The 25091-nt window shown below is 51.5% G+C and carries 24 protein-coding genes and 1 other RNA gene; 17 read left to right on the top strand and 8 right to left on the bottom strand.

The features are described 5' to 3' along the window. Positions 1-13: 13 nt before the first annotated feature. Positions 14-1456, top strand: coding sequence for a protein adenylyltransferase SelO (gene selO, locus AC5JPW_RS04165; protein ID WP_494238406.1), 1443 nt, complete (start codon positions 14-16; stop codon positions 1454-1456). Between the two features lie 7 nt (positions 1457-1463). Here the strand turns inward: selO and hemP are convergent, their stop codons facing one another. From hemP to ppsR, 3 genes are all read right to left on the bottom strand, one after another. After that, positions 1464-1661: a hemin uptake protein HemP gene (gene hemP / locus AC5JPW_RS04160; protein WP_494238405.1), complete on the bottom strand. Its 198-nt coding sequence runs from the start codon at positions 1659-1661 to the stop codon at positions 1464-1466. Between the two features lie 145 nt (positions 1662-1806). Further along, a complete protein-coding gene (gene aroH, locus AC5JPW_RS04155; RefSeq protein WP_494238404.1) occupies positions 1807-2850 on the bottom strand; it encodes a 3-deoxy-7-phosphoheptulonate synthase AroH in 1044 nt (347 codons plus the stop codon). Positions 2851-3003: 153 nt separating this feature from the next. Continuing rightward, positions 3004-3837: a posphoenolpyruvate synthetase regulatory kinase/phosphorylase PpsR gene (gene ppsR / locus AC5JPW_RS04150; protein ID WP_494238403.1), complete on the bottom strand. Its 834-nt coding sequence runs from the start codon at positions 3835-3837 to the stop codon at positions 3004-3006. 332 nt (positions 3838-4169) lie between these two features. Here ppsR and ppsA point away from each other — a divergent pair, with 332 nt between their 5' ends. The 3 genes from ppsA (at position 4170) to AC5JPW_RS04135 (ending at position 7220) form a co-directional block, all read left to right on the top strand. Then, positions 4170-6548, top strand: a complete 2379-nt coding sequence (ppsA, locus tag AC5JPW_RS04145) for a phosphoenolpyruvate synthase (RefSeq protein WP_494238402.1) — start codon at positions 4170-4172, stop codon at positions 6546-6548. Positions 6549-6786: 238 nt separating this feature from the next. Then, positions 6787-6978, top strand: a complete 192-nt coding sequence (locus AC5JPW_RS04140) for a hypothetical protein (RefSeq protein ID WP_494238401.1) — start codon at positions 6787-6789, stop codon at positions 6976-6978. A gap of 38 nt (positions 6979-7016) precedes the next feature. Next, entirely contained in the window at positions 7017-7220 is a 204-nt protein-coding gene (locus tag AC5JPW_RS04135; protein ID WP_494238400.1) for a hypothetical protein, read from the top strand. Positions 7221-7297: 77 nt separating this feature from the next. Here the strand turns inward: AC5JPW_RS04135 and rprA are convergent. Next, positions 7298-7405, bottom strand: an RNA gene (rprA, locus tag AC5JPW_RS04130) — antisense sRNA RprA. Between the two features lie 189 nt (positions 7406-7594). Continuing rightward, a complete protein-coding gene (ydiK, locus tag AC5JPW_RS04125; RefSeq protein ID WP_494238399.1) occupies positions 7595-8710 on the bottom strand; it encodes an AI-2E family transporter YdiK in 1116 nt (371 codons plus the stop codon). 193 nt (positions 8711-8903) lie between these two features. Here ydiK and ydiJ point away from each other — a divergent pair, with 193 nt between their 5' ends. The 3 genes from ydiJ to lpxP all read left to right on the top strand — a co-directional run bounded on the left by ydiJ (position 8904) and on the right by lpxP (position 13496). Further along, positions 8904-11960, top strand: coding sequence for a D-2-hydroxyglutarate dehydrogenase YdiJ (gene ydiJ / locus AC5JPW_RS04120; protein ID WP_494238398.1), 3057 nt, complete (start codon positions 8904-8906; stop codon positions 11958-11960). Then, the gene (menI, locus tag AC5JPW_RS04115) at positions 11957-12367 is read left to right on the top strand and encodes a 1,4-dihydroxy-2-naphthoyl-CoA hydrolase (protein ID WP_494238397.1); all 411 of its coding nucleotides are present in this window, start codon (positions 11957-11959) and stop codon (positions 12365-12367) included. The genes ydiJ and menI overlap by 4 nt, the downstream gene beginning before the upstream one ends. A gap of 211 nt (positions 12368-12578) precedes the next feature. Continuing rightward, positions 12579-13496 carry a kdo(2)-lipid IV(A) palmitoleoyltransferase gene (gene lpxP, locus AC5JPW_RS04110; RefSeq protein WP_494238396.1) on the top strand — a complete coding sequence of 306 codons (918 nt, stop codon included), beginning with the start codon at positions 12579-12581 and terminating at the stop codon, positions 13494-13496. Positions 13497-13838: 342 nt separating this feature from the next. Here lpxP and AC5JPW_RS04105 read toward each other — a convergent pair whose 3' ends face one another. Continuing rightward, entirely contained in the window at positions 13839-14060 is a 222-nt protein-coding gene (locus tag AC5JPW_RS04105) for a hypothetical protein (RefSeq protein ID WP_494238395.1), read from the bottom strand. A gap of 177 nt (positions 14061-14237) precedes the next feature. Here AC5JPW_RS04105 and zinT point away from each other — a divergent pair, with 177 nt between their 5' ends. The 10 genes from zinT (at position 14238) to ldtE (ending at position 23065) form a co-directional block, all read left to right on the top strand. After that, complete coding sequence (zinT, locus tag AC5JPW_RS04100) at positions 14238-14888, top strand: metal-binding protein ZinT (protein WP_494238394.1); 651 nt, start codon at positions 14238-14240, stop codon at positions 14886-14888. Between the two features lie 112 nt (positions 14889-15000). Further along, complete coding sequence (gene leuE / locus AC5JPW_RS04095; RefSeq protein WP_494238393.1) at positions 15001-15639, top strand: leucine efflux protein LeuE; 639 nt, start codon at positions 15001-15003, stop codon at positions 15637-15639. A gap of 171 nt (positions 15640-15810) precedes the next feature. Beyond that, positions 15811-16047, top strand: coding sequence for a DUF1272 domain-containing protein (locus AC5JPW_RS04090; RefSeq protein WP_494238392.1), 237 nt, complete (start codon positions 15811-15813; stop codon positions 16045-16047). A gap of 388 nt (positions 16048-16435) precedes the next feature. Further along, positions 16436-16804 carry a Fe-S cluster assembly scaffold SufA gene (gene sufA / locus AC5JPW_RS04085; protein WP_494238391.1) on the top strand — a complete coding sequence of 123 codons (369 nt, stop codon included), beginning with the start codon at positions 16436-16438 and terminating at the stop codon, positions 16802-16804. A gap of 8 nt (positions 16805-16812) precedes the next feature. Then, positions 16813-18297, top strand: coding sequence for a Fe-S cluster assembly protein SufB (gene sufB / locus AC5JPW_RS04080; protein ID WP_494238390.1), 1485 nt, complete (start codon positions 16813-16815; stop codon positions 18295-18297). Positions 18298-18313: 16 nt separating this feature from the next. Continuing rightward, a complete protein-coding gene (sufC, locus tag AC5JPW_RS04075) occupies positions 18314-19060 on the top strand; it encodes a Fe-S cluster assembly ATPase SufC (protein ID WP_494238389.1) in 747 nt (248 codons plus the stop codon). Next, positions 19035-20306, top strand: coding sequence for a Fe-S cluster assembly protein SufD (gene sufD, locus AC5JPW_RS04070; RefSeq protein WP_494238388.1), 1272 nt, complete (start codon positions 19035-19037; stop codon positions 20304-20306). The genes sufC and sufD overlap by 26 nt, the downstream gene beginning before the upstream one ends. Beyond that, the gene (gene sufS / locus AC5JPW_RS04065) at positions 20303-21523 is read left to right on the top strand and encodes a cysteine desulfurase SufS (RefSeq protein ID WP_494238387.1); all 1221 of its coding nucleotides are present in this window, start codon (positions 20303-20305) and stop codon (positions 21521-21523) included. The genes sufD and sufS overlap by 4 nt, the downstream gene beginning before the upstream one ends. An 11-nt stretch (positions 21524-21534) precedes the next feature. Further along, positions 21535-21951 (top strand): cysteine desulfuration protein SufE, encoded by a 417-nt coding sequence (gene sufE, locus AC5JPW_RS04060; RefSeq protein WP_494238386.1) that lies wholly within the window; start codon positions 21535-21537, stop codon positions 21949-21951. A 97-nt stretch (positions 21952-22048) separates the two neighbouring features. Next, entirely contained in the window at positions 22049-23065 is a 1017-nt protein-coding gene (gene ldtE, locus AC5JPW_RS04055) for a L,D-transpeptidase LdtE (protein ID WP_494238385.1), read from the top strand. A gap of 68 nt (positions 23066-23133) precedes the next feature. Here ldtE and AC5JPW_RS04050 read toward each other — a convergent pair whose 3' ends face one another. Beyond that, on the bottom strand, positions 23134-23370 hold the full coding sequence (locus AC5JPW_RS04050) for a major outer membrane lipoprotein (RefSeq protein ID WP_437430426.1): 237 nt from the start codon (positions 23368-23370) through the stop codon (positions 23134-23136). A 308-nt stretch (positions 23371-23678) separates the two neighbouring features. Next, the gene (gene pykF / locus AC5JPW_RS04045) at positions 23679-25091 is read right to left on the bottom strand and encodes a pyruvate kinase PykF (RefSeq protein ID WP_494238384.1); all 1413 of its coding nucleotides are present in this window, start codon (positions 25089-25091) and stop codon (positions 23679-23681) included.

The following is a 25091-nucleotide window of genomic DNA, read 5'->3' as shown; positions in this document are numbered from 1 at the left end:
GACAGGAGGAACCATGACCCTGTCTTTTATTACCCGCTGGCGCGATGAGCTGCCAGGATTCTATACCGAACTTTCCCCGACACCTTTGCAAAATGCCCGTGTGCTTTGGCACAACGAGGCACTTGCAGAAACTATGGGGATTGCACCGTCGCTCTTTGCGCCGCCTTCCGGGGCGGGCGTATGGGGGGGCGAAACGCTACTTCCAGGTATGTCGCCACTGGCGCAGGTCTACAGTGGGCATCAGTTTGGTGCCTGGGCTGGGCAATTGGGTGATGGCCGAGGCATTCTGCTGGGTGAACAGCAATTGCCGGATGGCACGACCCTGGACTGGCATCTGAAAGGGGCGGGGCTGACACCATATTCCCGTATGGGGGATGGACGTGCTGTTCTGCGCTCGACGCTGCGTGAAAGTCTCGCCTGCGAAGCAATGCACGCGCTGGGAATTCCAACGACACGGGCGCTTTCGGTGGTCACCAGTGATTCGCCCGTCTATCGGGAACGTACTGAACCCGGCGCGATGATGATGCGTATTGCGCAAAGTCATGTGCGTTTCGGCCATTTTGAACATTTCTACTACCGCCGTGAACCGGAAAAAGTCCGCCAGCTGGCTGATTTCGTTATCCGCCATCACTGGTCACATTTAAAAGATGATGTGGACAAATACGTGCAGTGGTTCAGGGATGTTGTCAAACGTACGGCGCAACTTATTGCGCGCTGGCAGGCCGTGGGATTTGCTCATGGCGTAATGAATACGGACAACATGTCGATCCTCGGGTTGACGATGGATTACGGTCCTTTTGGCTTCCTTGATGATTATCAGCCGGGGTTCATCTGCAACCATTCTGATTACCAGGGTCGTTACAGTTTCGATAACCAACCGACCATTGCATTGTGGAACCTGCAGCGCCTGGCACAAACGCTCTCACCGTTTATCAATGTCGATGCGTTGAATTCGGCTCTGGATGAGTATCAGCAGGTACTGTTGGCAGAATATGGCACGTTAATGCGCCAGAAGCTGGGATTCTTCACACAACAGAAAGCGGACAACGAACTATTAAGCGAGCTGTTCTCACTGATGGTCAGTGAAGGAAGCGATTACACGCGCACCTTCCGCCTGTTAAGTCATGGAGAGCAACATGACGCACACTCACTGCTGCGTGATGAATTCATCGACCGTAGCGCGTTTGATAGCTGGTATGCGCGTTATCGCGAGCGCTTGCAAGGGGAAAACAGGGCTGATGCAGAACGTCAGCAGGCTATGCAGAGCGTCAACCCTGCGGTGGTGTTGCGTAACTGGTTGGCACAACGTGCAATTGAACGTGCTGAAGAAGGGGATACCGGTGAACTCTGTCGCCTTCATGCGGCGCTGCGCGAACCTTACCGCGACCGCAATGATGATTATGCTAAACGCCCGCCGGACTGGGGCAAGCATCTCGAAGTGAGTTGTTCGAGTTAAGGTCGGCTCATTTGGTCAGGATAAGTTTGCCTGCCTGCGTTTGACGTAAAAGATATTCCTGGCCTTCATGCTCAATCACGATCCGGGCCGCTTCTCCGAGTAGGGTATGACTGCTGATTCTGCGGTCAGTGGGTAGAATCGTGGTGGGGTTGGCATTCGCCGAGGGAGGCTCAGCCTGATCTGTTGGATTATCCCTGTTCAACATAAGTGATCGCAATAATTGTCAAGTTACATTGATAATCATTATCAATGAATTGACCGGGTAACGGCAAGTATTATTCATAGAAATGATAAGGTTAATGGATGCATGGAGCAGTGCCTGCCGCCATTGTGGCAGGCACTGAAGCGGATTAACGTGTAGATACTGCGGCGGCAAGTCGACCCAGCAATGTCTCGCTATCTTCCCAGCTCAGACAAGGGTCAGTAATGGATTGCCCATAGGCCAAAGGTTGTCCGGCAACGATTTTTTGCGTCCCTTCCTGCAGGAAACTCTCAACCATCACACCGGCGATAGCGGTTGAACCCGCACGGATTTGCTGGCAAATATCATCGCAAACGTCCAACTGGCGACGGTGTTGCTTCTGGCAGTTCCCGTGACTGAAGTCGACCACCAGTTGTTCCGGGAGATTAAACTCCCGCAGCGTTTCGCATGCGCGGGCAATATCTTCGGCATAAAAGTTGGGTTTTTTACCCCCACGCATAATGATGTGACCATAAGGGTTGCCGCTGGTCTGGTAAATCGTCATCTGACCGGTTTTATCCGGCGAGAGGAACATATGGCTGGCGCGGGAAGCGCGAATCGCATCGACAGCGATCAGCGTGTTGCCATCGGTTCCGTTCTTGAATCCGACCGGGCAGGAGAGGGCTGAGGCCATCTCACGGTGGATCTGGCTTTCAGTCGTACGTGCACCAATCGCTCCCCAACTGATCAGGTCAGCAATAAACTGACCCGTCACCATATCAAGGAACTCGGTTGCGGTCGGAACGCCGAGTTCGTTTACGTCCAGCAGCAACTTGCGCGCTAACTCGATACCGTGGTTAACGCGGTAGCTCCCATTGAGATCCGGATCTGAAATCAGCCCTTTCCAGCCAACGACTGTACGTGGTTTTTCAAAGTAGGTGCGCATTACGATTTCGAGTTGCGCACTGTGCTTCTCGCGCAAACGCTGCAAGCGGCGGGCATAGTCCATAGCCGCATCCAGATCGTGGATGGAGCATGGGCCAATAATGACCAGCAGGCGCTTGTCTTCACCATTAAGAATTTTTTCGATACGGCGTCGGGATTGCGTGACATGTTCCGCGACCCCTGGGGTCACGGGATGGCGCTGCGCAAGCTCGGCTGGGGTCACCAGACTTTCGATGCGCGCAGTGCGGAGTTCATCGGTTTTATTCATCAGAATTCTCAAAAAATTTTGTGCTCAAACGGCCAAATGCCGGAGGCGATGCCACACCTTAAACCAATCCCTGCTGAATTCAATAGCAGGTTGTGATAGGTGTCACATTCAAGGCCTGCATGATAGCAAAATCATTACTCATGTACTAGCTTATTAGTACATTCGGCGACTGAGCCCCATAATGTCGAGAATTTTGGTGGCGATTTCCTCTACGGAGTAGTTGGTGCTGTTCAGCCAGGGGATCTGATTTTTACGATACAAGGCTTCAACTTCAGTTACCTCCATGCGGCACTGTCGCATAGAGGCATAGCGACTGTTCTCGCGGCGTTCTTCACGGATAGCAGCCAAACGCTCAGGATTAATGGTCAGACCAAATAGTTTATGTTGAAGCGGCTTTAAGGAGGCAGGTAAAACCAAATTATCCATGTCATCAGCAATAAACGGATAATTCGCTGCGCGAATGCCGAATTGCATTGCCAGATATAGGCTGGTTGGTGTTTTTCCGCAGCGAGAAACACCCAGTAAAATCACCTGAGCCTGATCGAGGTTGCGCAACGAAATACCATCATCATGCGCCAGTGTGTAATCAATAGCAGCAATACGGGCATCGTATTTAATGAGGTTGCCTGGATTTAGCCCATGTGTGCGATGCGCAATAGGGGTGGGATCTAATTTTAATTCTTGCTGCAAGGGGGCGACCAGTGCCTGAACGATATCCTGACAGAATCCTTCACTCTGTAAAATAATCGTGCGGATTTCTGGCAATACAATGGAATAAAACACCAGAGGACGTATCCCGGATTGCTGATAGATAGCATCAATCTGGTCTTTCACTGCTCTGGCGCGGCTTTCATTCTCAACGAACGGCAGCGTGATGCTGTTTATGGATACCGGGAATTGCGACATCACCGCATGGCCTAATACTTCTGCAGTGATAGCGGTACCATCGGAAATATAAAACACCTGACGATCAACAGCATTGTCCATTTTGCGCATCCTGAGAGTCATTGGTAATTATCTGAAAGCATAAATTAAAGTCCGACATCTGCGTAGAGGCTTTTTCCTTTTTTTAAAATGAAACACTATTTTTATTTAAAATGAAAAGTAGAGTTCATTTTTATTAAGAGCTTATGAACAGAATGGTTTTGTTGCTGCGATGATAATCAATACCTTAAAAAACGGCGGTAAACTGTCCGAAAAGGTAAAAAATAAAATTGCTTGAACGATTCACCGTTTTTTTCAGCAGAATAATTATGCCAGGATGATTTCGTAGTCCGAGCGTTAATTACCCATTCAAATATCACAAAAGGATTGTTTCGATGTCCAATAATGGCTCGTCTCCGCTGGTGCTTTGGTATGACCAACTCGGCATGAATGATGTAGACAGAGTTGGAGGCAAAAATGCCTCCCTTGGTGAAATGATTACTAACCTGTCAGGTATGGGTGTCTCCGTGCCAAATGGTTTTGCGACCACTGCCGATGCCTTTAACCAGTTCCTGGAACAAAGCGGTCTGAATCAGCGCATCTATGACCTGCTGGATAAAACGGACATTGATGACGTGACTGAACTGGCGAAAGCCGGTACGCAGATCCGTCAGTGGATTGTCGATACGCCGTTCCAGCCAGCGTTTGAAGACGCTATTCACCAGGCGTATGCGAAGCTGTCGGCTGACGATGAGCAGGCTTCATTTGCGGTGCGTTCTTCAGCAACGGCTGAAGATATGCCGGATGCCTCTTTTGCCGGGCAGCAGGAAACCTTCCTGAACGTGCAGGGCTATGATGCCGTGCTGGTGGCGGTGAAACATGTTTTCGCCTCGCTGTTTAACGACAGGGCGATTTCCTACCGTGTTCACCAGGGCTATGACCATCGTGGTGTCGCACTCTCTGCGGGCGTACAGCGCATGGTGCGTTCAGATATCGGCGCGGCGGGTGTGATGTTCTCTATTGATACCGAATCTGGTTTTGATCAGGTGGTGTTTATCACTTCCGCTTTCGGATTGGGTGAGATGGTGGTACAGGGGGCTGTTAACCCGGACGAATTCTATGTTCACAAACCGACGCTTGCTGCCGATCGTCCGGCCATTGTGCGCCGTACCATGGGATCGAAAAAGATCCGCATGGTCTATGCGCCAACCCAGGAGCATGGCAAGCAGGTGCGTATCGAAGACGTTGAGCAGGCCGAGCGTGATCGTTTCTCCCTGACCGACAGCGAAATACAGGCGCTGGCGAAGCAGGCCGTGCAAATTGAGAAGCACTACCAACGCCCGATGGACATCGAATGGGCGAAGGATGGCCATACCGGCAAGCTGTTTATTGTGCAAGCGCGTCCGGAAACCGTGCGTTCGCGTGGCAAGGTCATGGAACGTTATACGCTGCACGGGCAAGGCAAAATCCTTTCCGAGGGCCGTGCGATTGGCCAACGTATTGGTGCGGGTCCGGTAAAAGTGCTTCACGATATCAGCGAAATGAACCGCATTGAGCCTGGCGATGTGCTGGTGACCGACATGACCGATCCGGATTGGGAACCGATCATGAAAAAAGCCTCGGCGATTGTCACCAACCGCGGCGGTCGTACCTGTCATGCGGCGATCATCGCCCGTGAGTTGGGGATCCCTGCTGTTGTTGGTTGCGGCGATGCCACAGAGCGTATTAAAGAGGGTGAGAAAGTCACCGTTTCTTGCGCCGAGGGCGATACCGGTTACGTTTACGCCGAGATGCTGGACTTTAGCGTGAAAAGCTCAAGCATTGATGAAATGCCGTCGCTGCCGCTGAAGATCATGATGAACGTCGGTAACCCGGACAGGGCATTTGATTTTGCCTGCTTGCCAAACGAAGGCGTTGGGCTGGCGCGTCTTGAATTTATCATCAACCGTATGATCGGCGTGCATCCTCGTGCCCTGCTGGAATTCGACTCGCAGGATGCGAAGCTGCAAAATGAGATTCGTGAGCTGATGAAGGGTTACGATTCGCCAAAAGAGTTCTACGTCGGTCGTCTGACGGAAGGCATCTCGACACTGGGTGCGGCCTTCTACCCGAAACGGGTGATCGTGCGTCTCTCTGACTTCAAATCTAACGAGTACGCCAACCTGGTGGGTGGTGAGCGTTATGAGCCAGAGGAGGAGAACCCGATGCTGGGCTTCCGTGGGGCCGGCCGCTATGTGGCGGACAGTTTCCGCGATTGCTTTGCTCTGGAATGCGATGCTGTTAAACGCGTGCGTAACGAAATGGGCCTGACCAACGTGGAAATCATGGTGCCGTTTGTTCGCACCGTCGACCAGGCCAAAGCTGTTATTGAGGAACTGGCGCGTCAGGGGCTCAAACGCGGCGAGAACGGACTCAAAATCATCATGATGTGCGAGATCCCGTCGAATGCGCTGTTGGCGGATCAGTTCCTTGAGTATTTCGATGGCTTCTCTATCGGCTCAAACGATATGACGCAGCTTGCTCTGGGTCTGGATCGTGACTCTGGTGTAGTATCTGAACTGTTCGACGAGCGCAATGATGCGGTTAAGGCGCTGCTCTCCATGGCGATCCGTGCGGCGAAGAAACACGGCAAGTACGTCGGTATTTGCGGGCAGGGGCCTTCCGACCACGAAGACTTTGCTGCGTGGCTGATGGATGAGGGGATCGACAGCCTCTCGCTGAACCCGGATACGGTTGTACAAACCTGGCTAAGCCTGGCTGAACTAAACAAATAAGTTTCTACTTAAAAAGCCCCATCTCTTATTGGAGATGGGGCTTTTTTTATGTCTGAACAAAATAGTTGGCTGAATGATACAAATTGTTTTTTAGCACGCTTTCCTTAGAGATTTATTAATTCGCAGGCTTACAATTACCACTCTTTATTAAGTCTTTTATTGATTTAATAATGACTTATTGAAGGTTGTTTTTAGTCTAAGCGTTTGAATAATCCTTGTAAAAACTCTCTGAGGAAAAATGATGAAACGTCTGTTAATGGCTTTAGCCATCCTGTCTTGCGTGGGTCTTACGGGCTGCGCTTCTTACAACGAACATATTAAAGCGTGCCACGGTGAAGACACCTCCACGGCACATCTGGTTATGGATTATCTGCCAATAGGTGCGGTGGTGGATAACGGTTATTGCGCGGCAAAAGATGCAGCAAATTAAGGGATTTTCGGTAGAACACTGTAATGAAAGGTGGCTATATGCATTTCTGGCAGGTCGATAATCTGCATGCCGTAATTGCAAGACTCGGTGAGATTAAAGCGTCAGAGCAAGACTATTCTCTGGCCCTTTCTCACCTGTGTGAGGCCGGAGAGTATGCGCTAAAGGCTAACACTGAGATCGCTTATAATCTGTTTATGGATGAATGTGGGGTGGTCATGGCAAAAATGAACAGGGAGATGTGAGTGAAGCGTGGATGGGGTGGCGATGAAAACATTAAACGCGCGTGTCTGTAATAAGGCGTTTGTGATGCGATTTTTGCCTAAAAAAAAGCCCATCGTGGGAGATGGGCAAAGACTACACACAGCAATTCGTTGTTTCACTCAGGGGATTTCCATGCTTATAAATCAATGCGTTGATTTATAACCGTGACCTAATAGTAGGCATCTCGATTTTTTGCGTCGATCAGATTCGTCTCATTAGTTAAACGACTGTAAAGATTTTGCGGGAGATATGGCGCAAATACCTGCGCAGGCGGCGTCGCGACGTACTGCGGATAAAATAAATGATTAGCAGCGCTTAATAGTAAGAAAGGAAGGCGGGTTTCCCCGCCGTGTATCTAGTGTGGCAAATGGGAGTTTTCTTCTTCTGACGGGGCTAATGCGTCGTTGAGTTCTGACCCGGGGGCCGGGACTTCATTCACCCAGGCGGAGAAGAGTCGCCAGCTCACGGCGAGCAACACGGGGCCGATGAACAGACCAATCATCCCGAAGGCAACAAGACCACCAATAACCCCGGAGAGAATAAGAATCAGGGGGAGGTCTGCGCCCATACGAATCAGCATCGGACGAATAAAGTTATCCAGCGTTCCGACCACGCAACTCCAAACCAGTAGCACCGTGCCCCAGGTTGAGTCGCCACTCCAGTAAAGCCAGATTACCGCTGGCACCAGAACCACAAGCGGTCCCAGTTGCACGAGGCACGTCATGAGCATAATGACCGTAAACAGTGTGGCATAAGGTATGCCGCTGATAGCCAAACCAATTCCTCCCAGCACGGCCTGCACCAGCGCCGTTACCACTACGCCAAGAGCGACGGCACGAATGGCTTGTCCTGCCAGCAGTACGGCGGCATCGCCTCGTTTTGCGGCCAGGCGGAAAGCGAAGTGGCGGATCCCTTCCGCTACGCGCTCGCCCCGCCAGTAGAGCAGTGCACTAAACAGCAACATCAGCCCACAATGAAGCATGAAACGACCAATGTGCGCCGCTTGCCCCACGAACCAGGTGGTAGTGGTTCCCACATACGGGCGCACTTTCGCCAGAATGGCGCTGCCACCCATATCAAGAAGGCTATGCCAGCCGCTGTAAAGTTTATCGCCGAAAAGGGGAATACTGTTGAGCCAGTCGAGATCGGGGGGGGTAAGTTCACCGGAGGTCACTGCGTTAATGACAGGCCCGCTGGTATCGACCAGGCTGTTGATAAGCAGTGCAACCGGAATAATAAACAGCAGCGTCAACATAATCGTCATCGCAATGACGGCGAGTGAGCGGCGTCCAAACAGGATGCGTTGAACGCGAATAAGAACTGGCCAGGTTGCAATGACCACTGTCCCTGCCCAGGCGAAGCCAAGGATAAAGGGCTGAACGATCCACAAACAGGCGACGATCATAAGGGCTAAGAACAGTACCGACAGCATGACCTGCGGTACATCCCTGGATTGCTGTTTAAAGGCCATAAGACGTATTCACCTTTTAAAGGGTTATGCGAAATCAAGAATGATAATGATTAATGATTTCAGCGTTTTTAGACAGTCTGATTCTGCCCGTAATTCTGGTGGGCGCATAAGAAAAAAATGTGATACAACGGTGGACGCTGCAAGCAAACGATTAACTATTCACAACTCTAACAGTCAGGCAGGGTCAAGAGTAATGATCCCACAGATTTCTCAGGCACCGGGCGTCGTTCAATTGGTGCTGAATTTTTTACAGGCACTGGAGCAACAAGGTTTTACAGGCGATACCGCCACGAGTTATGCCGACAGGCTGACTATGGCGACGGATAACAGTATTTATCAACTGTTGCCCGATGCGGTCGTCTTTCCCCGTTCCACTTCCGACGTCGCTTTAATTACCCGCCTCGCCGCGGAAGAACGTTTTCAGTCCTTGATTTTTACTCCCCGTGGTGGTGGTACAGGCACCAACGGGCAGGCGTTGAATCAGGGCATCATCGTTGATATGTCACGCTACATGAACCGCATTATGGAAATAAACCCCGAAGAAGGGTGGGTGCGGGTCGAAGCGGGCGTGATTAAAGATCAACTTAACCAGTATCTTAAACCTTATGGCTTCTTCTTTGCCCCGGAGCTTTCCACCAGTAACCGTGCCACGCTCGGAGGGATGATCAACACCGACGCCTCCGGTCAGGGGTCGTTGGTCTACGGTAAAACCTCCGATCATGTTCTGGGTGTCCGGGCGGTGCTGTTGGGTGGCGATATTCTTGATACTCAGCCCGTGCCGGTCGAACTGGCCGAAACGCTGGGCAAAGCCAATACCCATGCTGGGCGTATTTACCGGACGGTATACGAGCGCTGCCGCGAAAATCGCGAACTGATCATTGAGAAATTCCCCAAGTTAAACCGTTTTCTGACCGGTTATGACTTACGGCACGTCTTCAATGATGAGATGACTGAATTCGATCTGACGCGTGTACTGACAGGTTCTGAAGGGACTTTAGCTTTTATTACCGAAGCCCGACTGGACATCACGCGTCTGCCGAAGGTGCGTCGTCTGGTCAACGTAAAATACGATTCGTTCGACTCTGCACTACGCAATGCCCCTTTTATGGTGGATGCGCGGGCGCTGTCGGTCGAAACCGTCGATTCAAAAGTCCTCAATCTCGCACGTGAAGACATCGTCTGGCATTCGGTTAAAGAGCTGATTACTGATGTTCCGGATAAAACCTTGCTCGGCCTGAATATCGTTGAGTTTGCCGGTGATGACCTTGAACTGATCAACAGCCAGGTGAGTGCGCTTTGTGAGCGTCTGGACATGTTGATGACGCAAGGTGAAGGCGGCGTTATTGGCTGGCAGCTTTGTGATGATCTCGCGGGCATTGAGCGCATTTATGCGATGCGTAAAAAAGCCGTAGGGTTGCTCGGCAATGCTAAAGGGGCGGCAAAACCGATTCCGTTTGCCGAAGATACCTGTGTGCCGCCTGAGCATCTGGCAGATTACATTGTTGAGTTCCGTGCCTTACTGGACAGCCATGGCCTGAGCTATGGCATGTTCGGTCACGTGGATGCGGGCGTGTTACATGTGCGTCCGGCCCTCGACATGTGCGATCCGCAGCAGGAGATCCTGATGAAAACGATCTCTGATGATGTGGTTGCGCTGACCGCCAAATATGGCGGGTTATTATGGGGTGAACACGGTAAGGGTTTCCGCGCTGAGTACAGTCCGGCCTTCTTTGGCGAGCAACTCTATGCTGAATTGCGCAAAGTCAAAGCGGCATTTGACCCGGATAACCGACTTAACCCTGGCAAGATTTGCCCGCCTGAGGGGGTCGATGCGCCAATGAAACAGGTCGATGATGTCAAGCGTGGCAACTTCGACCGACAAATCCCTATCTCCGTGCGTACGTCATGGCGCGGCGCAATGGAGTGTAACGGCAACGGCCTGTGCTTCAACTTCGATGCGAAAAGCCCGATGTGTCCGTCGATGAAAATTTCCGGCAACCGTATTCACTCACCGAAGGGCCGTGCCACGCTGGTGCGCGAGTGGTTACGTCTGCTCGCCGACCGGGGTGTTGACCCGGTTAAGCTCGAAAAAGAGATGCCGGAAAAACGGGCCAGCCTGCGCACGTTGATTGAACGAACCCGCAATAGCTGGCATGCCCGTAAAGGCGAGTACGATTTCTCTCACGAAGTGAAAGAGGCGATGTCCGGCTGTCTGGCCTGTAAGGCGTGCTCAACGCAATGCCCAATCAAAATTGATGTGCCGGACTTCCGCTCCCGTTTCTTACAGCTTTACCACACACGCTATTTGCGCCCGATGCGCGATCACCTTGTGGCAACGGTCGAGAGTTATGCCCCGCTGATGGCGCGGGCGCCGAAGACGTTCAACTTCTTTATGAGCCAGCCGTGGGTGCGTTCGCTGTCGCAAAAACATATCGGTATGGTGGATCTGCCGCTGCTCTCTGCTCCCTCTTTGCAACGACAAATGGTAGGGCATGCGACGGCCAACCTGACACTTGAACAGCTTGAATTGCTCAGTGATGAGCAGAAAGCCAAAACGGTGCTGGTGGTGCAGGATCCGTTCACCAGTTATTACGACGCGCAGGTAGTTGCTGATTTTGTGCGTCTGGTTGAAAAACTGGGCTTACAGCCGGTGGTGTTACCGTTCTCGCCTAACGGCAAGGCGCAGCACATCAAAGGTTTCCTGCACCGCTTTGCAAAAACGGCGCAAAAAACCTCAGACTTCCTTAATCGGGTTGCGCAACTGGGGATGCCGATGGTGGGGGTCGATCCGGCGCTGGTGCTCTGCTATCGCGATGAGTACAAACAGGTGCTGGGCGACAAACGTGGTGATTTCCACGTGATGCTGGTGCATGAATGGCTGTCGTCAGCCCTTGAAAATATCGAATCCCGCGATGTGAGCGGCGAGTCCTGGTACCTGTTTGGTCATTGCACGGAAGTGACGGCATTACCCACATCGCCGGGGCAATGGGCAGGTATTTTTGCCCGTCTGGGGGCGAAACTGGAAAACGTGAGTGTGGGCTGCTGCGGTATGGCGGGTACTTACGGCCATGAAGTGAAAAACCACGCGAACTCGCTGGGGATCTATGAACTTTCCTGGCACCAGGCGATGCAGCGATTGCCGCGTAGCCGCTGTCTGGCGGCGGGCTATTCTTGCCGTAGTCAGGTGAAGCGCGTGGAAGGAAACGGTGTTCGCCATCCTCTGCAAGCCTTACTGGAGATCATGGGATGATCTGGAAACGTGCGGTCACGCTCGAAGCCCTCAACAGTATGGGGGAGGGCAATATGGTCGGCTTACTGGACATTCGTTTTGAGCGCATCAGTGATGATGCGCTGGAAGCGACCATGCCGGTGGACAGCCGTACCCATCAGCCGTTTGGTTTATTGCACGGCGGTGCTTCGGTGGTGCTGGCAGAAACCCTCGGCTCGGTTGCTGGCTATTTATGCACGGAAGGTGAGCATAAAGTGGTGGGGCTTGAGGTCAATGCCAACCACGTTCGCTCGGTAAAAAGCGGGCGCGTGCGCGGCATTTGTCGCGCCCTTCATACAGGTGGGCGACACCAGGTCTGGCAGGTTGATATCTTTGATGAGCAGGGGAAACTTTGTTGCTCATCACGTCTGACTACTGCGGTAATTTGAACCGGTTACGACAGGTAATACCTGTCGTAAAAATTCATACTATCTTCATCTTTCTTTACGCAGCTATTTATCCCATTGTGCTATATTGCGGGCTGAAACACCCCATAGCACCACCATCTATTGGAGTGAGACGCTGTAACGCATAAAGACCTAATGACAGGATTCATTTTTTCCTTAAGCGCTACTCCTATACGGCTTTAAGGTAATCATTATGCGTAGTTCATTTAAACTGGCGTTTTTACATCCTCGTCACTGGGTCACCTGGGCAGGGTTAGGTCTGCTTTGGCTGCTTGTGCAGCTGCCTTATCCTGTTTTATCCCGTCTGGGTGAAACCATCGGCAAACTTTCCCGTCGCTTTCTGAAACGTCGCGAGCGTATCGCCCGACGTAATCTTGAATTGTGTTTCCCGGATATGACGGAAGCGATGCGTGACGCCATGATCGAAAAAAACTTTATGTCATTAGGCATGGGGTTATTCGAAACGGGCATGGCCTGGTTCTGGCCAGACAGACGTGTACGCCGCTGGTTTGACGTCGAGGGCTATCAGAATCTGGTGCAGGCTCAGGCAAGCCATAAAGGGGTGATGGTAGTTGGGGTGCACTTTATGTCACTGGAGCTGGGGGGCCGTGTGATGGGCCTCTGTCAGCCGATGATGGCGACTTATCGCCCGCATAACAACCCGCTGATGGAATGGGTGCAAACCCGCGGTCGCATGCGGTCGAATAAATCGATGATTGACCGTCGTAACCTGAAAGGCCTGGTGAGTGAACTGAAAAAAGGCGAAGCGGTGTGGTTCGCACCTGATCAGGATTACGGGCGTAAGGGCAGCACCTTCGCACCATTCTTCTCCGTGCCGAATGCGGCAACCACTAACGGAACTTATGTGCTCTCACGCCTGTCAGGGGCCAGCATGTTGACCGTCACTATGGTGCGCAAAGCCGACCGCTCGGGTTACCAGCTCTATATTGGTAAAGCGCTGGAAGATTATCCGGTAAAAAATGAAGAAGAAGCCGCGCGTTATATTAACCAGGTTATCGAACGTGAAATTCTTCGTGCGCCGGAACAGTACTTATGGATCCACCGCCGCTTTAAAACTCGTCCGATTGGTGAAGCGTCGTTATATCTGTAGATGAACATGCCCAGTCTGCTTAATGTGGATTGGGCAATCAGCAACACATTCGCTTTAAAATAACACCCCGCCTTTTTGCCCCTTCTGAAGTAAAACCCGCTACACCTGATAAAAAAATCCCGGCATTAAGCCGGGAGGTGATTATGTATTAGCCTGATTTTTAAAAGCAGTGGCATTGCTATCATCATCAAAAGAGTAACAACGTTTAAAGACGACTCACCGGATATGAGAGTCTGTCGTATGGCGCAGGGGTATTAAACGCGAGAAATATAACGTCTGTGTGACAACCGCACACAATGCCAAAAATGGATGTCAGAAAATCCCCGTTAAACGAATTTTCTGTTACGCCATGCCTTCGTCGAGGGCGGGGATGGCCATGCTTTTAAGCTTAATAACGAAGTGATTATCGTGGCGGGTTATCTTTGCCCCGTCATCACAATATTCTGCAGAGAGCTGAAAAAAGGTATCGGCATCAACGTCAAACGCCAGTTCTACTTCTTTCTGCTTGCCGGAATTTAACATCTGATAGGCTTGATTCAAGCTGTGTGCTTTAGCAATAGACATGGAAAATGACCTCATCATAAGCGCTACAATGGTTAAAACTTAACCACTGCTTTATAGCAGGCAATGGTGAAAATGTCAGGCGTAGGCTCTCGCAAAAATGGCTGATGACATTATATTGATATGCGTTATGTTATAATATAACATTATCAGCTCATTAATATGAAAGAGGGTCATATTTTGGTACGTCATTTTGGAAAATTAGCAGTCGCTCTGGGTACACTTCTGATCAGCGGTCAGGCACTTTCGCATGATCACCACTCTCACGGCGCGCCGTTAACCGAAAAAGAGCAGAAAGCGGCAGAAGGTGAGTTTGATAATAAGGATGTGAAGGACAGAAGCCTGGCGGATTGGGAGGGGGTGTGGCAGTCCGTTTACCCTTATCTGGCCAGCGGCGACCTCGACCCTGTCTTTAAAAAGAAGGCCGGGAAAGATAAAAGCAAATCCTTCGACGAGATCAAAGCGTATTACCGTAAAGGCTATGCCACAGATGTGGACACCATCGGTATTGAAAACGGGGTGATGGAATTCCACGTGGGCGAAAACGTCAGCAGCTGTAAATATGACTACGCCGGCTACAAAATTCTCAACTACGTGTCCGGTAAGAAAGGTGTTCGCTACCTGTTCGAATGTAAGGATGCGAGCAGCAAGGCACCTAAATTTGTGCAGTTCAGCGATCACACTATCGGGCCACGCAAATCTGCGCACTACCATATTTTCATGGGCAATACCTCTCAGGCTGCATTGCTGGAAGAGATGGACAACTGGCCGACCTACTATCCGTACCAGCTGAAGAAAGAAGAAGTGGTCGACGAGATGCTGCATCACTGATGCGTCAACTCAGGGTTTATGCAAAGCTCGCTGCGGCGGGCTTTTTTTATGTCCGTGCTTTCTGTAGCATAAGCGCCCAATTACGAGCCTAAAGGTATCTCAAGGAGGAAATGTGTTTGCCGAATATGGTGTGATTAGCTTCTGGTCCTATTTCATCGGTGCCATTTTCATCATTTTAGTTCCTGGGCCAAATACCTTTTTTGTCCTGAAAACCAGTATTGCCGGTGGCCTGAAAAATGGCTACGTCGCGGCGGCAGGCGTCTTTCTCGGCGATGCGATTTTAATGTTCCTGGCCTATGCCGGGGTCGCGACCCTGATTAAAACCACGCCCGTGTTATTTAACATTGTGCGCTACCTTGGGGCGTTCTATCTGCTCTGGCTTGGCCTCAAAATGCTTTACAGCACGCTGTTTCGCAAGGCAAAAGCGGGTGAGGAACATGAAGTCCAGAAAGGGGATATCTTCAAGCGTTCGCTGATATTGAGCCTGACAAATCCGAAAGCGATTCTGTTTTATGTATCGTTTTTTGTGCAGTTTATTGATATCCATTACACCAACCCAGGTATGTCGTTCTTTATTCTCGGCGTGACGCTGGAAATGATCAGCGTGTGCTATTTCAGCTTCCTGATTGTCTCGGGCTCCTATGTGACGCAATTGGTCAGAACCAAAAAGCGTCTGGCGAAATTAGGCAATTCACTGATTGGCTTGCTGTTTGTGGGCTTTGCCGCCCGCCTGGCGACCCTGCAGTCCTGATTCCCGTCGATGATGTTGACAAGGCTCGCTTCGGCGGGCCTTTTTGTTTTCAATCGCAGGTCATTATTAATATCTCTGATAACACAGGAAAATGGCTGTTCGCCTGTTTTCAAACCTGCTATTTCTGATCGTGTCATCCCTTTACCTGATGCCAATTTTGAGGAGCGCTGCATGCTGGAATTAAGACCAGGCTGTGAATGTTGCAACACCGACCTGCCGGGTGACTCGCCCGATGCCTTGATTTGCTCATTTGAATGCACATTCTGCCTGGATTGTGCGACAAAACTGGCAATGCGTTGCCCAAACTGCGGCGGAGAACTGGTAAGCCGACCACGTCGCCCGTTAGCAAAACTGGTTAACAATCCCGCGTCAGTCACGCGTGTGTTTAAACCGCAGGGTTGTGCGTAAAACATCCCTTCTGCGCGCGATATTTTTCTTATCCGCTTAAAAAATAAGGATAATAGCTAAGGCGATTTTGTGACGCAGGTATCTTTTTGCTGCCGCAGGCCTCCCGTGCGGCACAGATATTTTCCTGGCTATCTTAAAAATAGGCATTGCCTATGCATCTTTAATGCTTTTCCTTTTTTTGGCGCCAGGCTAAAAATAGCCATTATTTATCAATTCATTAAACAATTCTTCACTTGCCTGTAAAGCCCGCAGACAGGGTCTATGCTTAATACAGGTGTCTAAAAAACGGTCAGAGCATCAATAACCCTTCGGAATAGAGGTTGAAGTGATAATCGTTATCACTAACATAGTGTTATGCCTTTAAGGCTTCATGACATGAGGTAGACCCATGGAATCGCAATCAGAAACATTTAACCCGGCCGATTTTACCTGGCGTGGTTTGACCCTGACGCCCGCTGCTGCGGAGCATATTCGCGCTTTAACGCGCAAACAACCCGACCTGCTAGGCGTGCGTCTGGGCATCAAGCAAACCGGCTGTGCAGGCTTTGGTTACGTGCTGGATACGGTCAGTGAACCTGCCAAAGATGACCTGCTGTTTGAAAATGAAGGTGCACGACTTTATGTCCCCCTTCAGGCGATGCCGTTTATCGACGGGACCGAAGTGGACTATGTGCGTGAAGGGTTAAACCAGTTATTCAAATTCAATAACCCGAAAGCCCAGAACGAATGTGGCTGCGGCGAAAGCTTTGGGGTATAGGCGGTACTATGTCTCGTAATACTGAAGCAACTGACGATGTCAAAACATGGACCGGGAACCTCAACTACAAAGAGGGCTTCTTCACCCGGCTGAACACTGATGAACTGGAGAAAGGCATCAATGAAGATGTGGTGCGCGCTATTTCAGCAAAACGTAATGAACCAGAATGGATGCTGGAGTTTCGCCTGAATGCGTTTCGCGCCTGGCTCGAAATGGAAGAACCGCACTGGCTGAAAGCCCAGTACGAAAAACTGGATTATCAGGACTACAGCTACTACTCCGCGCCGTCCTGCGGCAGCTGCGATGATACCTGCGCTTCGCAACCGGGTGCAGTGCAGCAAACCAATGCTAATGCCTGGCTGACGGAAGAGGTTGAAGAGGCCTTCAACCAGCTCGGTGTGCCGGTACGTGAAGGGAAAGAGGTGGCAGTCGACGCCATTTTTGACTCCGTATCCGTGGCGACAACCTACCGGGAAAAACTCTCGGAACAGGGGATCATTTTCTGCTCTTTCGGTGAGGCCATTCATGACCACCCGGAACTGGTGAAAAAGTACCTCGGGACCGTTGTGCCTTCTAACGACAACTTCTTTGCTGCTCTCAACGCCGCAGTGGCTTCAGATGGCACGTTCATCTATGTGCCAAAAGGCGTCCGTTGCCCGATGGAACTCTCTACCTATTTCCGTATTAACGCGGAGAAAACCGGGCAGTTCGAACGTACGATTCTGGTGGCGGATGAAGGCAGCTATGTAAGCTACATCGAAGGGTGTTCAGCCCCGGTGCGCGACAGCTATCAGCTCCACGCCGCGGTGGTTGAAGTGATTATCCATCGCGATGCAGAAGTGAAGTACTCGACCGTGCAGAACTGGTTCCCGGGGGACAACAACACCGGTGGGATCCTGAACTTCGTCACCAAGCGTGCGTTATGCGAAGGTGAAAACAGCAAAATGTCCTGGACCCAGTCGGAAACCGGCTCGGCAATCACCTGGAAGTACCCCAGCTGCATTCTGCGCGGGGATAACTCCATAGGTGAGTTCTTCTCTGTTGCGCTGACCAGCGGCCATCAGCAGGCCGATACCGGCACCAAGATGATCCACATCGGTAAAAACACCAAATCGACCATCATCTCGAAAGGGATCTCTGCCGGGAAAAGTCAGAACAGCTATCGTGGTCTGGTCAAAATCATGCCAAGCGCCACTAACGCACGTAACTTCACCCAGTGTGATTCCATGTTGATCGGCCCGGATTGTGGCGCCCATACCTTCCCGTATGTCGAGTGCCGTAACAATACTGCGCAACTGGAACATGAGGCGACCACCTCGCGCATTGGTGAAGATCAGCTGTTCTACTGTCTGCAGCGCGGTATCAGTGAAGACGACGCCATTTCGATGATCGTCAATGGCTTCTGTAAGGACGTGTTCTCCGAGCTGCCGCTGGAGTTTGCCGTCGAAGCGCAAAAACTGCTGGCTATCAGCCTTGAACACAGCGTCGGTTAAGGATTAAGGAACAAACATGTTAAGTATTAAAGACCTGCAGGTTAGCGTTGAAGACAAAGAGATTCTGCGAGGCCTGAGCCTGGAGGTTCGCCCGGGAGAAGTACACGCCATCATGGGGCCGAACGGCTCGGGTAAAAGTACGCTGTCGGCCACCCTTGCCGGGCGCGAAGATTATGAAGTCACTGGCGGTAGTGTTGAGTACAAAGGCAAAGACCTGCTGGAACTCTCACCGGAAGATCGTGCCGGTGAAGGTGTGTTCATGGCGTTCCAGTACCCGGTAGAAATTCCCGGTGTCAGTAACCAGTTCTTCCTGCAAACCGCGCTTAACGCCGTGCGTAAGTACCGCGAACAGGACGAACTGGACCGTTTTGACTTCCAGGATCTGATGGAAGAGAAAATCAAGCTGCTGAAAATGCCGGAAGATTTGCTCACTCGTTCGGTCAACGTGGGTTTCTCGGGTGGTGAGAAAAAGCGTAACGACATCCTGCAAATGGCGGTGCTGGAGCCGAATCTGTGCATTCTGGATGAAACCGATTCCGGGCTGGACATCGATGCCTTAAAAATCGTGGCCGACGGGGTTAACTCCCTGCGTGATGCACAGCGTTCTTTCATCATCGTCACCCACTATCAGCGTATTCTTGACTACATCAAGCCAGATTTTGTGCATGTGCTGTATCAGGGCCGTATCGTTAAATCCGGTGATTTCTCGCTGGTGAAGCAACTTGAGGAGCAGGGGTATGGCTGGCTTACCGAACAGCAGTAACGCGCTGCAGCAGTGGCATCATCTGTTTGAGATGCAGGGCGGGGCACGTTCCGAAGAAGCGCAGCAGCATCTTCAGCAAATGCTGCGTCTCGGTTTGCCAACACGCAAGCATGAGAACTGGAAATACACGCCGCTTGATGGGTTGCTTAACAGCGAGTTTGTCGCCCGCTCTGGCGCACTGACGCAGGCCGAGTGCACGACGCTGGCGCTGCCGGTTGATGCGCTGCGCCTGGTGTTTGTTGATGGTATTTTCAATGCACAGTTGAGTGACGATATCACTGGCTCTGGTTTTGAGATTTCCATCAATGACGAGCGTCAACCGCTGGCGGCCCCCGTCCAGCCGGATGTGTTCCTGCACCTGACGGAAAGTCTGGCGCAGACCGTGACCCACATTCAGGTCGCGCGCAATCAGCGCCCGACCAGAACCTTGTTGTTGATGCATGTGACGCAGGGTGTGGAGGGAGAAGAGATGAATACGGCGCATTACCGCCACCACATCTCGCTGGCCGAAGGGGCGGAAGCCACGGTCTATGAGCACTATGTCAGCCTGAACAGTCATCGTCATTTCACTGGTGCACGTTTCACCATGGATGTGGCGGCGAATGCCCATTTGCACCACTTCAAGCTGGCTTTTGAAAATCCGCTGAGCTACCACTTCGCCCATAACGACATTCGTCTGGCGGGGGATGCGTCAGCCGACAGCCACAGTTTCCTGTTGGGGAGTGCGGTGGTGCGTCACAACACCAGCACGCAACTCAATGGTGAGAACACCACGCTGCGCATGAACAGCCTGGTGATGCCGGTTAAATCAGAAGTCTGTGATACCCGTACCTGGCTTGAGCACAACAAGGGCTACTGTAATAGCCGTCAGTTGCACAAGACCATCGTCAATGACAAAGGGCGTGCAGTCTTCAATGGTCTGATCAACGTGGCGCAACATGCGTTGAAAACCGACGGCCAGATGACCAACAACAACCTGTTGCTGGGGCGCTTGTCGGAAGTGGATACCAAGCCGCAGCTTGAGATTTACGCCGACGATGTGAAATGCAGTCACGGTGCGACCATCGGTCGCATTGATGATGAACAGATGTTCTATTTGCGCTCCCGTGGTATTGACGAGCAGGCTGCGCAGCAGATGATCATTTTTGCCTTTGCCGCTGAACTGACCGAAGCGATCGGCGACGAAGTGCTCAGGCAGCAGGTGCTGGCGCGTATCGGCCAACGTCTTGCGGGAGGCATCGCATGAGTTTTTCTGTTCACAGCGTACGCGCCGACTTTCCGGTTCTGACGCGTGAAGTTAATGGCGTGGCACTGGCGTATCTCGACAGTGCCGCCAGTGCGCAGAAACCGGCCCAGGTTATCGACTCTGAAGCTGAGTTTTATCGTCAGGGCTATGCCGCGGTTCACCGTGGCATCCACACGCTGAGCGCCGAAGCCACGCAGCGCATGGAAAAAGTGCGCGAGCAGGTGGCGGGTTTTCTGAATGCCCGCTCGCCGGAAGAGCTGGTCTTTGTCCGTGGCACCACGGAAGGCATCAACCTGGTGGCAAACAGCTGGGGTGACAGCCAGGTGAGTGCCGGGGATAACATCATCATCAGCGCCATGGAACATCACGCCAACATTGTGCCGTGGCAGATGTTGTGTGAGCGCGTTGGCGCTGAACTGCGCGTTATTCCTCTCAACCAGGATGGCACGTTGCAACTTGATGTGTTGCCGGGACTGCTGGATGAACGCAGCCGTCTTTTAGCCATCACCCAGGTTTCTAACGTGCTGGGTACGGAGAACCCGGTCGCGGAGATGATAGCTCTGGCGCATCAACATGGTGTGAAAGTGCTGGTGGATGGTGCGCAGGCTGTTATGCACCATCAGGTCGATGTGCAGGCGATGGACTGTGATTTTTACGTCTTCTCCGGGCACAAACTTTACGGGCCGACCGGCATTGGCGTGCTGTATGTCAAAGAAGACATCCTGCAGGCCATGCCGCCGTGGGAAGGTGGAGGCTCAATGATTGCCACCGTAAGCCTGACCGAAGGGACCACCTATGCGAAAGCGCCGTGGCGCTTCGAAGCAGGTACACCGAATACCGGCGGCATTATCGGCCTGGGTGCAGCGATTGAGTACGTCAGTGCGCTGGGGATAGACAATATTGCCCGCTATGAGCAATCCCTGATGGATTACGCATTGCAAGCGCTGGCTGAGGTGCCGGATTTGATGTTGTATGGCCCGGCTCAGCGTCTGGGCGTGATTGCGTTCAACCTGGGTAAACACCACGCTTACGATGTGGGCAGTTTCCTCGATAACTACGGCGTTGCCGTTCGGACGGGTCACCATTGTGCGATGCCGCTGATGGCCTTTTATCATGTGCCAGCAATGTGCCGTGCGTCGCTGGTGATGTATAACACGGAAGAAGAGGTGGATCGTCTGGTGGCTGGCCTGAAACGTATTCATCAGTTGCTGGGCTAAGAGAGGCGAAGATGGCTGTATTACCGGATAAAGAGAAACTCCTGCGTAACTTTGCGCGCTGTGCGAACTGGGAGGAGAAGTATCTTTATATTATTGAACTGGGCCAGCGGTTATCGCCGTTAGACGAAAGTGCACATATTCCCGCCAATATTATTCAGGGATGCCAAAGTCAGGTGTGGATTGTCATGCACCGTAATGACGAGGGGGTCATTGAATTAGCGGGCGACAGTGATGCCGCTATCGTGAAAGGGCTGATTGCGGTGGTCTTCATTCTTTATCAGCAGATGACATCGCAGGACATTGTGGCCTTCGACGTACGTCCGTGGTTTGAAAAGATGTCCCTCACTCAACACCTTACGCCTTCGCGTTCGCAAGGGCTTGAAGCGATGATTCGCGCAATTCGCACCAAAGCCGCCAACATTAGCTAAACTCAAAAGACAGCTTTCATCCTGTTACGCGAGGTGGTTTTACTGCCTCGCTGGTTTTTCAGCTTTCGGCATATGCCGTGAATACAGGAGCTTTAGCATGAAACGCGCGTCTCTTATCATAATAAGTCTTATCGGCGCGTACAGCGCCATTCAGAGCGCCTGGGCCGTGGATTATCCGCTTCCTCCAACAGGCAGTCGCCTTATCGGGCAAAATCAAACCTACACTGTGCAGACAGGAGATAAAAATCTCCAGGCCATCGCCCGTCGATTTGATACCGGGGCCATGCTGATTCTTGCCGCCAACAACACCATTGCGCCGGTGCCAGCACCGGGAACCGTGGTGACCATTCCTTCGCAGATGCTGCTTCCTGATACCCCACGTGAAGGTATTGTGGTGAATCTTGCTGAACTGCGGCTTTACTATTACCCCCCTGGTAAAAACATTGTGCAGGTTTTCCCGCTGGGGATTGGGCAACTTGGGCTTGAAACGCCAGTCAGTGTGACACGCATCAGCCAAAAAATCCCCAATCCAACCTGGACCCCGACAGCAGGTATCCGTGCGCGTTCACTTGCGAATGGCATCACATTGCCGCCGGTTGTGCCTGCAGGGCCAAATAACCCCCTGGGACGCTTTGCACTGCGATTAGGCATTGGACATGGTGAATATCTCATTCACGGTACAAATGCGCCTGACAGCGTCGGTTTACGCGCAAGTTCGGGGTGTATGCGTATGAATGCTTCAGATATAGAGACATTGTTCTCTCAGGTCTCTACCGGAACGCGGGTTGCTATCATCAATGAACCGGTGAAATATGCCGTTGAACCGGATGGACGCCACTACATAGAGGTTCATCGACCGCTATCACAGGCGCTGGAAGAGAATCCACAGACATTGCCGATTTCGTTCTCTGCCAATCTGGCAGGGGCGATAGAACAGGGCGGTGGTGACCGGGCATTGATTGATAAAGCGCTGGATCGTCGTGCGGGATATCCGATCTCTATTCCGGCAAATAAAAACGGTTCGGTGGCAGCACAAGGTGTTTTATCGGTTCAGAACAGTACGGCAAAGCCAGTAACACAGGAAGATGATGAAGGAACGACGGTGATGCAGTAAATCAGGGAAGAGGTAAATCGCAGGCAAAAAAATGGCGCACAATGTGCGCCATTTCAACACAGGTACTATTACTTACGGTATTTAGTAGCCTGGTTGTCCAAACGCTGGTTAGCGCGTGCTGCGTCGTCTTTAGCAGCCTGAACGTCGGAACGGATTGCGTTCACGTCGTTGCTCAGCTGGTCAACTTTAGCGTTCAGAGTCTGAACGTCAGAAGACAGCTGATCGATTTTAGCATTGCTGGAGCAACCAGCCAGCAGAGTAGAAGCCAGGATTACCGCGCCCAGTACCAGTTTAGTACGATTCATTATAAATACCCTCTAGATTGAGTTAATCTCCATGTAGCGTTACAAGTATTACACAAAGTTTTTTAGGATGAGAATATTTTTTTGATGGGAATCCACTTAAATTTGATCGTTCGCTCAAAGAAACACCTACTTTGAATAAAACGTTAAAAAAAGTGTGATAAAACAGCAAGCTTCCATCGGATTCATCTTAGATAATAGGCAGTTTAAATAGTGAATTCCGATTTGCTTTTTTATTCGAACTCATTTCAGATAAATAAAAAAAGCGCCCTGAGGCGCTTTTTTAATCACGGAAATTTGTCCGGTTATTATTACAGCACGTGCACGGAAGCCGTGTTAGTGGTGCCGCTGGACACCAGTGCGCCAGAAACCATCACAACCACGTCACCTTTCTGTGCCAGACCGCTCTGTACGGCCAGTTCTTTACCCTGACGGTAGAAGTCATCGGTAGAGGCAATTTCTTCAACCAGCTGCGCCACAACGCCTTTGCTCAGCACGAGCTGACGAGCTGTGGTTTCGTTGGTGGTTAGTGCCAGAATGGTGGCATCCGGGAAGTATTTACGTACTGCACGAGCAGATTTACCGCCCTGAGTCGCAACAACGATCAGCGGGGCATCCAGCTTCTCGGCAGTTTCAACAGCGCCACGGCACACGGCTTCAGTGATACGCAGTTTGCGGCTGTCATTGTTGAAGTCCAGACGGCTGGTCATTACGCGGTCGGTACGTTCGCAGATGGTTGCCATGATGGTCACAGCTTCCAGCGGGTACTTACCTTTAGCGGATTCGCCAGACAGCATTACTGCATCGGTACCGTCGAGGATGGCGTTCGCTACGTCACCCGCTTCTGCGCGAGTAGGACGTGGGTTTTTGATCATGGAGTCAAGCATCTGCGTCGCGGTGATAACCACTTTACGTGCACGGATACATTTCTCGATCATCATTTTCTGCGCGAAGATCACTTCTTCAACCGGGATTTCTACGCCCAGGTCACCACGTGCAACCATGATGCCGTCAGAGGCTTCGAGGATTTCGTCGAAGTTGTTCAGGCCTTCCTGGTTTTCGATTTTAGAGATGATCTGGATGTTTTCGCCGCCGTGCGCTTTCAGGTGCTGACGAATTTCTTCAACGTCAGAACGCTTACGGATGAAGGACGCTGCAACGAAGTCAACGCCTTGCTCGCAACCGAAGATCAGGTCTTGTTTATCTTTCTCAGCCAGTGCTGGCAGAGCGATAGAAACGCCTGGCAGGTTAACGCCTTTGTTCTCGCCCAGGTCGCCGTTGTTCAGAACTTTACAAACAACTTTGTTACCTTCGATGGCAGTCACTTCCATACCGATCAGACCATCGTCGACCAGAACGGTGTTACCAACCTGCAGATCTTCAGTGAAGCCAGCGTAAGTAACAGCAACAGTCTCGTTGTTACCTACAACAGTTTTGTCGGTAGTGAAAGTGAAAGTCTGACCCGCTTTCAGCGCGACGTCATTGCCGCCTTCCAGTTTGATGGTGCGGATTTCCGGACCTTTGGTGTCCAGCAGAATCGCCGCTTTTTTACCGGTTTTGCTCATCACGTTGCGCAGGTTCTGGATGCGCTGGCCGTGTTCAGCATAGTCACCGTGAGAGAAGTTCAGACGCATAACGTTCATGCCAGCGTCCAGCATTTTGGTCAACATCTCTTCGGATTCGGTTTTCGGACCGATGGTGCAAACAATTTTGGTCTTTTTCAT

The organism is Phytobacter sp., assembly GCF_059074235.1.
The sequence above is the reverse complement of the archived record's forward strand: the minus strand, read 5'-3'. Positions and strand labels throughout refer to the sequence as shown.